The following is a 6,007-nucleotide window of genomic DNA, read 5'->3' as shown; positions in this document are numbered from 1 at the left end:
GAGTGGTACCGTTAGGGCCGATTTTAGATTTAAATAAACCCCATCAGCGCGCACAGCTTTAATAGATAATTAATAATTGCTCAGCATTTTATTTATACACCAGCTATACTGCATTTACTTTATATAAATTAGGTGTTTAGTGATAAATTTGATGCAGGCTTGCGGTTTGCTTATAGTGTGGCTTTGGCCGATGTTAGCAGTCGCACAAGCAAAAATTCTGGTGATAGAAAGCTATCATCAGAGCTTTGCTTGGGATCAAAGTTATATTCAAGGTATAGAAGAGGTGCTGAGTGAGCATTATCAACTCAGCTACTTTGAAATGGACACTAAACGGTTGCCGCCTGCCGAACATACCAATCGAGCAGAATTGGCTTGGCAACACTACCTAGCCACTCAACCTGATTTAGTCATTCTCGGTGACGATAACGCACTTAAATATTTAGGCCCTCGCTTTGCTCAAACCACTGTGCCAGTAGTGTATTTAGGGGTGAATAACAATCCTCGTCATTACCAAGTGCATCAGCGTTTTAATATTACGGGTGTGTTAGAAAGGCCACTGATTAAACGCTCTATCACTATTATTCAGCAAATCAATGATATGCAGTTAAAGCGTATCCTGCTTATGTCAGATAACAGCACCACTTCACAGTATATTTTTAGAGATGTATTTGACCAGCGAACCCAGCAGTTGATATCCGGTGTAGAAGTGGAACTCAGGCTGATTAACGATTGGCGAACCTGGCAACAAACCGTGTTAAATGCCAAGGCTGAAGGTTTTGATGCTATTGCGTTTATTCTCTATCAATCGCTCACCGATGAGGATCAGCGAAATGTGGATTCCGAGCAAGTGATTAGTTGGTCGGTAAACCACACCCCGTTGGCACCTTACGGTTTTTGGGACTTTGCCGTTGGCAAAAATAAAACTATTGGCGGTTTGGTGATGGTGGGTTATGAACAAGGCAAAATCGCTGGCGAAATGGCGCTTACTATATTATCTACAGGCGCTGTTCCACACACTCTTGGGCCTAAAACCGCCGAAAAAGGCCGTTATCTATTTAGCCGTAGTCAGCTACAACATTACAAGATTAACCTACCAGAACATATCCGCGCTAAAGCCGAATTTGTTGAGTAAGTCTGCAAGTGTAGAGTGCTATAAAAATTTCATTTTACCGATAGTTGGGTCTACTTGCGTTAATCTACATTTGATATTATGTTTGATTTTAGTGTTAGGGTTGTTGCGCTTTAACCAAGCCTAACTTAAGTTAATCAAACGGCCTTTTAAGGCCGTTTTTTTTGCGCTAAATTACCACTTTAACTGCCCTTTCAACTAGGCTAACTGAGATATCGCTTAATCTTGCTATCTAGTTGTCACGCAATCGCGTAGAATCCTGCTGGTTTTTAAGCCAGTGTGCTTAGCGTTTTATTTGATTCAGGAACACTCATGACTAACAACGATATTCTTCGACGTCTTCGTTATTGCTTTGATTTGAACGATAACAAGATGATTGGCATTTTTGCTCAAGCGGATTTAAAAGTGAGCCGCGCCGAGGTGAGTGACTGGTTGAAGAAAGACGACGACTCGGCCTACCGCAGTCTTAATGACCGCACTTTAGCGATTTTCCTCAATGGTTTTATTAATGAAAAACGTGGCAAACGCGAAGGCACCCAACCAGAGCCTGAAAAACGTTTAAATAACAACATTATATTAAAGAAGTTAAAAATTGCCTTAAACCTTAAAGCCGAAGATATGCTAGAGATTCTAGGCCTTACTGGTTTTCAATTAAGCAAGCATGAGCTGAGCGCATTTTTCCGTAAAGCAGAGCATAAACACTTCCGTCTATGTAAAGACCAAGTGATGCGTAATTTTTTACATGGCTTACAGTTAAAATACCGGCCTAATCCTGAGCAAGCGGCTGATTTTAGTTGGGATGACGAGTAAGTTTGTTTTAGCTGCTAGTTAGTATAAAAAAGCCGAGTTTTACTCGGCTTTTTGCTATTTAAACCAAGGTATTAGTGATCTTCAAAAGGATTGGTCTCTAGCTCACTAAGCTCTGGCTGTTGCTCATCCTGCTCTGGGCTTGTGCTGTAAGGATGGCTGGTAAACACAGCCTCGGTTTCACTAAAGTTGTCAATCAAGGCTTGGCCTTGATGGTACAGGCAACGCCGACCGGCTTGAAAGATGTGGCGACTCATCAGCTGACTCCTCTATTAAAGGCTCAACTATAAATACGCAGTAAAGGGGAAAAAGGATCGCTAAACAGTGTAGCAAGTTGGGGCCAAGCAAAAGCTTAAGCCCCTTGTGATATTAAGCGCCTTGCGCCGCAGACAGGTTAATAGACTGCTCTTTATCGTCGCTTAATTGCGGGTCATCACGGTCGGTTACGCTAAGGGTAATAACGGCTGCTACCACCATTGAAGCACCACCTAGCATTAGCGCCATCATAGAATCACCACCAAAGAATTCACGCGTCACGTAACCTAAGATACCTGCCGCTAAAATTTGTGGGATTACGATGAAGAAGTTAAATACGCCCATGAAGAAGCCCATTTTTTTGCTAGGCAAAGAGCCCGCTAAAATAGCGTAAGGCATACATAGTATGCTGGCCCAGGCGAAGCCAATGCCTACCATGTTAATCATTAACAATTTAGGGTCGCTAATAAAGTTCATGCCCGCCAAGCTAATGCCACCAATGGTTAAACAAAGCGCGTGAACCACCTTACGGCTGGTGCGTGCAGCTAGCCAAGGTAGAGCAAAGGCGGCTAAGGCGCTAACCCCGTTATACATGGCAAAACACAAACCTACCCAGTCGGCACCTTCGTTATACAGGGCTGAAGAGGCGTCACTAGTGCCATAAACACTGCTAGTTACCGCCGAAGTGGTGTAGATCCACATAGCGAATAGGGCAAACCAAGAGAAGAATTGCACCACAGCCAATTGGCGCATGGTTTTTGGCATTTGTTTTACGTCTTGCCATACACTGGCTAGGCCATTGCTAGTTTCTTGCTCTGGCTCATCGCTTTCAAAGCGCGCCATTTCTTCTGGGCTGTATTCTTTAGTGCGCAGTACCGTCCATAATACTGCGCCAAAAAATACGATAGCACCGGCGTAAAAAGAAATCTTAACCGAAGGTGGAATTACTCCTTCGGGCGCCGTGTTAGCAATGCCAAACCAGTTGCTAAGCATGTAAGGCATGGCCGAAGCGATAACCGAGCCTACACCAATGAAGAAGGTTTGCACGGCAAAACCTTGAGTGCGTTGCTCCGATGGTAAGTTGTCGGCTACTAAGGCGCGGAAGGGTTCCATAGATACGTTGATAGAGGCATCTAAAATCCACAACATACCCGCAGCCACCCACAAGTGAGGTGAGTTAGGCATTACCAGTAGTGCTAGCGAAGACAGTATTGCACCCGCTAGGAAGTAAGGGCGACGACGACCCAAACCATTCCAAGTGCGGTCACTCATGTAACCAATAATCGGTTGAATCAATAAACCTGTCACTGGCGCAGCCAGCCACAAAATAGGAATTTGGTCGATGCTGGCACCAAGGGTTTCGAAAATACGACTAACGTTGGCGTTCTGTAAGCCAAAGCCAAATTGAATGCCTAGGAATCCGAAACTCATGTTCCAGATTTGCCAAAAGCGTAGTTTGGGTTTCTGTGTGTTCATAAACTTACCTACTAGTGAGGACGGGCACTTGGGCAGTCCAAGCAATAAAAAACTGGCGCGATTGTGAAGATAAAAGGTGATTTAATCCACAAAATTTAAGTGATATGGATCACATATAGCATTGAAAATGTTTTCAGTGTCACATTTTGTGGTTTTGTATGCTGCCTTTTGGGTTTTTGCCAAAATAATATAATGCTACTAATAGAGCGGTTTGTTTCGGAAGACATGAGTTTTTTCTAGCGTCGTGGTGTTCGCGGTGTGGTTCGCATTCGTCAATGCGCTAAGCGTTAAGGGCGCGTTATTAATACTTAATATACTTACGCTGCTTAGGTGGATAAAAGCAGGAAAAATTGTTGTTTCGCTGCTTGATCTTAAGTTTCGCTTAACTATAATAACTTTCGAATCGAAACTTATTTAATAATAAAATGATCAAACGAAACACCCAACAGCGCCGTAGACTGATCCTAGAACGGCTTGCCGAGCAAGGTGAGCTCAAGGTAGACGAGCTAGCTCAGCTATTCGAAACTTCTGAAGTTACGATCCGAAAGGACTTAGCCAGTTTAGAAGCCAACGGTTTATTGTTGCGCCGCTACGGTGGTGCGGTACCCATTCCCAGCGAACTGATTAACGAATCGCAAGACGAACACGTTTCTGCGCAAAAACAAGCGATAGCGCATACGGCTGCGGGATTAATTCGCGATCATAATCGCATCATCATCGACAGTGGCAGCACTACCGCCGCTTTACTGCCAGAATTATCCGGTAAAGAAGGCTTGGTGGTGATGACTAATTCTTTAAGTATTGCTGCGGCCCTGCGCGAATTGGAAAATGAGCCTACGCTATTAATGACCGGTGGCACATGGGATACCCATTCCGAGGCGTTTCAAGGACAGGTGGCCGAGCAAGTATTACGTGCCTACGACTTCGACCAATTGTTTATTGGTGCCGATGGCATCGATGTAGAGCGAGGCTCCACTACTTTTAACGAGCTGGTGGGCTTAAGTCAGGTAATGGCCGAAGTGGCGCGTGAAGTAGTGGTATTGGCCGAATCCAGCAAAATCGGCCGCAAAATTCATAACCTAGAGTTGGCATGGTCAAAAATCTCAACTTTAGTCACAGACAAACAGCTCGACCCTAAAATCGCCAAGCAAATTTCAGCTCAGGGCGTCAATGTGGTTATAGCAGAATAATTTTATCGATAAGGAATAGACTATGTGTGGAATTGTAGGAGCGGTAGCGCAACGTGATGTTGCCGATATTTTAGTAGAAGGTTTACGTCGCTTAGAGTACCGCGGCTATGATTCATCGGGCGTGGCCACCATTACCGCCGATGGCTTGCTTAGCCGAGTGCGTCGCCTTGGTAAAGTACAAGAGCTAGCCGAAGCTCTAGAGCAAACTCCCGTATTGGGTGGCACCGGTATCGCTCATACCCGTTGGGCCACTCATGGTGAACCTAGCGAGCGTAATGCCCACCCTCATGTTTCATGTGAAACCATTGCGGTAGTGCACAATGGCATCATCGAAAACCACGCCAAACTACGTGAACAGTTAATAGCTAAGGGTTATCAGTTTGAATCTGATACCGACACCGAAGTAATTGTGCACTTGGTAGAGCACAAGATAAAACATCATCAAAGCTTGGTAGAAGCGGTGCAATCGGCAGTGGCCGAATTAGAAGGCGCCTACGGCATGGTGATTGCCGATAAGCGTGACCCAGAGCGCTTAGTGGTAGCGCGTTCAGGCAGCCCATTGGTGATCGGTTATGGCGTGGGTGAAAACTTCATTGCCTCAGACCAATTAGCTTTGTTGCCAGTAACGCGTCGTTTTGCCTTTTTAGAAGAAGGTGATGTGGCCGAAGTGACCCGCCGCTCGGTAACTATTTACGATGCTACTGGCGAGCGAGTAGAGCGTGAAATTACCGAATCAACCGCCTCACATGATGCCGGTGACAAAGGTCAGTATCGTCACTACATGTTAAAAGAAACCTACGAACAGCCTATTGCTATTCAACGCACTCTAGAAGGCCGCTTGAAAAACGGTAAGGTACTAGACAGCGCCTTCGGCCCTAAGGCCGCCGAGATCTTACCTACTATTGAGCATGTGCAGATCATTGCCTGTGGTACTTCTTACAACTCTGGCATGGTAGCGCGTTACTGGTTTGAAGAGCTGGCTGGTATTCCTTGTAACGTAGAAATTGCCTCAGAGTTTCGTTACCGCAAGTCATTTACCCCTAAAAATAGCCTGTTAGTGACGCTATCGCAGAGTGGTGAAACCGCCGATACCTTAGCGGCGCTGCGTTTGGCCCAGCAGCAAGGTTATACCGCTAGCCTTACTATTTGT

At 45.3% G+C, this 6,007-nt stretch carries 6 protein-coding genes; 4 read left to right on the top strand and 2 right to left on the bottom strand.

Annotated features, from left to right (window positions below):
• The first annotated feature begins 190 nt into the window (after window positions 1–190).
• Together ACQY6Q_RS06745 and ACQY6Q_RS06740 are read left to right on the top strand one after the other, a co-directional pair.
• Window positions 191–1,132 (top strand): ABC transporter substrate-binding protein, encoded by a 942-nt coding sequence (locus tag ACQY6Q_RS06745; protein ID WP_427979409.1) that lies wholly within the window; start codon window positions 191–193, stop codon window positions 1,130–1,132.
• A 309-nt stretch (window positions 1,133–1,441) separates the two neighbouring features.
• The gene (locus ACQY6Q_RS06740) at window positions 1,442–1,939 is read left to right on the top strand and encodes a DUF1456 family protein (RefSeq protein ID WP_427979407.1); all 498 of its coding nucleotides are present in this window, start codon (window positions 1,442–1,444) and stop codon (window positions 1,937–1,939) included.
• Window positions 1,940–2,010: 71 nt separating this feature from the next.
• Here ACQY6Q_RS06740 and ACQY6Q_RS06735 read toward each other — a convergent pair whose 3' ends face one another.
• Window positions 2,011–2,193, bottom strand: a complete 183-nt coding sequence (locus ACQY6Q_RS06735; protein ID WP_427979404.1) for a hypothetical protein — start codon at window positions 2,191–2,193, stop codon at window positions 2,011–2,013.
• A gap of 112 nt (window positions 2,194–2,305) precedes the next feature.
• Window positions 2,306–3,667, bottom strand: coding sequence for an MFS transporter (locus tag ACQY6Q_RS06730; protein ID WP_427979402.1), 1,362 nt, complete (start codon window positions 3,665–3,667; stop codon window positions 2,306–2,308).
• Window positions 3,668–4,092: 425 nt separating this feature from the next.
• Between ACQY6Q_RS06730 and ACQY6Q_RS06725 the strand changes: the two genes are divergently transcribed.
• On the top strand, window positions 4,093–4,857 hold the full coding sequence (locus ACQY6Q_RS06725) for a DeoR/GlpR family DNA-binding transcription regulator (protein ID WP_427979400.1): 765 nt from the start codon (window positions 4,093–4,095) through the stop codon (window positions 4,855–4,857).
• 22 nt (window positions 4,858–4,879) lie between these two features.
• Window positions 4,880–6,007, top strand: a 1,128-nt coding sequence (glmS, locus tag ACQY6Q_RS06720) for a glutamine--fructose-6-phosphate transaminase (isomerizing) (RefSeq protein WP_427979397.1), incomplete at its 3' end; no start/stop codon positions are given.

The organism is Agarivorans sp. (genome assembly GCF_050295395.1).
Taxonomy (GTDB): domain Bacteria; phylum Pseudomonadota; class Gammaproteobacteria; order Enterobacterales; family Celerinatantimonadaceae; genus Agarivorans.
The sequence above is the reverse complement of the archived record's forward strand: the minus strand, read 5'-3'. Positions and strand labels throughout refer to the sequence as shown.